Source organism: Pseudomonas mandelii, from assembly GCF_002251635.1.
Classification (GTDB): Bacteria; Pseudomonadota; Gammaproteobacteria; order Pseudomonadales; family Pseudomonadaceae; genus Aquipseudomonas; species Aquipseudomonas mandelii_B.
Map to the genome: position 1 here is coordinate 1 of NZ_NMOJ01000130.1, position 2,442 is coordinate 2,442.

3 protein-coding genes are annotated in these 2,442 nt (G+C 60.1%); 2 read left to right on the forward strand and 1 reads right to left on the reverse strand.

The genetic code is table 11. The annotated features are described in order from the left end of the window. Positions 1-9: 9 nt before the first annotated feature. Complete coding sequence (locus B7L09_RS18020) at positions 10-873, reverse strand: YicC/YloC family endoribonuclease (RefSeq protein WP_094469979.1); 864 nt, start codon at positions 871-873, stop codon at positions 10-12. 280 nt (positions 874-1,153) lie between these two features. Here B7L09_RS18020 and rph point away from each other — a divergent pair, with 280 nt between their 5' ends. Then, entirely contained in the window at positions 1,154-1,876 is a 723-nt protein-coding gene (gene rph / locus B7L09_RS18025) for a ribonuclease PH (protein ID WP_074871968.1), read from the forward strand. A 27-nt stretch (positions 1,877-1,903) separates the two neighbouring features. Then, positions 1,904-2,272: a DUF4870 domain-containing protein gene (locus B7L09_RS18030; RefSeq protein ID WP_094469980.1), complete on the forward strand. Its 369-nt coding sequence runs from the start codon at positions 1,904-1,906 to the stop codon at positions 2,270-2,272. The last annotated feature ends 170 nt before the right edge of the window (positions 2,273-2,442 follow it).

Genomic DNA, 2,442 nt, shown 5'->3' on the forward strand with positions numbered 1-2,442 from the left:
AGGGTTGCCTTACTCAATATTCTGTACTTGTTCGCGCATCTGCTCGATCAACACCTTGAGGTTGACCGCTGCCGTGGTGCTGCGCGGATCAAACGCCTTGGAGCCCAGTGTATTGGCTTCGCGGTTGAGTTCCTGCATCAGGAAGTCCAGGCGCCGACCGGCGGCACCGGCGGATTTGAGCACCCGGCGAACTTCAATGATGTGCGTGCTCAGGCGATCCAGTTCTTCGGCCACATCGCTCTTTTGCGCGAGCATGACCATTTCCTGTTCCAGGCGCTGCGGGTCCATCTCGGCTTTCATGTCGGCGAAGCGGTCGAGGACTTTCTGGCGTTGGGTGGCGAGCATCTGCGGCACNAGTTCACGCAGGGTGACCACATCTTCTTCAATGGAGGTCAGGCGATCGTTGATCAAGCGGGCCAGCTCCGCGCCTTCGCGCTCGCGGCCGGCCTTGAGTTCTTTCAGGCCTTCGTTGAACAGCGCCAGGGCTTCGGCATTCAAGGCTTGCGGGTCGGTGGCGTCGCCCACCAGCACGCCGGGCCAGGCCAGGACTTCCAGTGGATTGAGCGCGGCCGGATTCTTGATCAGGCCGGCGATGGTNTCGGCGGCGGCGACCAATTGCGCGGCGCGCTCGCGGTCCACTTGCAGGGGTTTGTCGGTGTTTTCTTCGGTGAAGCGCAGAGTGCATTCNAGCTTGCCACGGGAGATGCCCTGGCGCAGCGCTTCACGCACGGCGCCTTCGAGGTCACGGAAGGACTCCGGCAGGCGCAGGTGCGGCTCCAGGTAACGGCTGTTGACCGAGCGCAGTTCCCAGCTCAGGGTGCCTTGGACGCCGGCTTTTTCGACGCGGGCGAAGGCGGTCATGCTGTGCACCATGGAGGTACCTCGCAATTCAGGTTTGCGTTACCAAAGGTTTCGCGAGACCCGATATCTGTGAATTAAAGCCGACAGGCAGCAAAGGCGCAGGATTGTAGCGCAGTGGGGTGGATGCGCCCAAACATACGGTGTGACAAAGGGCGGCAGGCCGTCGGTAAAGCGCTGTTCTACGCTCTAGTCAGCGCCTTCAATCGTCGGACGGATTTTTTAGAAGTGCCCAGTCTTGGCGCGCGGCTCTATAATGCTCGGCAGTTTTTCGTCCTCCGTACAGGTATCCCCTATGAAACGTCCAAGTGGTCGCGCTGCCGATCAGCTCCGCTCGATCCGCATCACCCGCAACTACACCAAACACGCCGAGGGATCTGTACTGGTCGAGTTTGGCGATACCAAGGTTATCTGCACCGTCAGCGTCGAAAACGGCGTGCCGCGTTTCCTCAAGGGCCAGGGCCAGGGTTGGTTGACTGCCGAGTACGGCATGCTGCCGCGCGCCACCGGCGAGCGTAACCAGCGTGAAGCCAGCCGCGGCAAGCAAGGCGGCCGTACTCTGGAAATCCAGCGTCTGATCGGCCGCTCCCTGCGTGCCGCCCTGGACATGTCCAAGCTGGGCGACGTCACCCTGTACGTCGATTGCGACGTGATCCAGGCTGACGGNGGCACCCGCACCGCTTCCATCACCGGTGCCATGGTGGCCCTGGTCGATGCACTGAAAGTGATCAAGAAGCGCGGCGGCCTTAAGGGCGGCGACCCACTCAAGCAGATGATTGCTGCAGTGTCGGTCGGCATGTACCAGGGCGAGCCTGTGCTGGACCTGGACTACCTGGAAGACTCGGCTGCCGAGACCGACCTGAACGTGGTGATGACCAGCACCGGTGGTTTCATCGAAGTCCAGGGCACAGCCGAAGGCGCGCCGTTCCAGCCGGAAGAGCTGAACGCTATGCTTGAACTGGCGAAGAAAGGCATGACCGAGATCTTCGAACTGCAAAAGGCCGCACTGGCCGACTGATCGGATGTTCCACGCAAGGAGGACACCATGAGTGACGAGCAGCAGCTACTTCCCATCCCGAGCAAAGAGGTTCGGCAGTGGGCAATGTTTTGTCACTTGTCCGCCTTGCTGGGGATATGGATTCCGTTCGGTACGCTGATCGGCCCGCTGATCCTCTGGCAGATGAAGCGCGAGATGGACCCGTTTGTCGATGCCCAGGGCAAGGAGGCGCTGAACTTTCAGATCACCGTCGCTATTGCCTCCGCCATCTGCTTCCTGTTGATGGTGGTGATCGTCGGGTTCTTTCTGTTGGGTCTGGTGGCGATTGGTGCGTTGGTGTTGACGATCATCGGTGGTGTGAAAGCCAATGAGGGGGTGCCGTATCGGTATCCGTTCACCTGGCGGTTGATCAAATAACGATCGATGAGAATCCCTGTGGGAGCGAGCTTGCTCGCGATAGCGGTCTGACAGTCACTGCATCAGTGCCAGTTCGACCGCTATCGCGAGCAAGCTCGCTCCCACAGTAAAAATCAGCGCGCACAAAAAAGCCGACACTGCTGTCGGCTTTTTTGTGTCTGCGAAACGAC

Bases quoted from the DNA above. Each gene is read 5' to 3' on its own strand.
- B7L09_RS18030 (WP_094469980.1), top strand. From the start codon at position 1,904: ATGAGTGACGAGCAGCAGCTACTTCCCATCCCGAGCAAAGAGGTTCGG.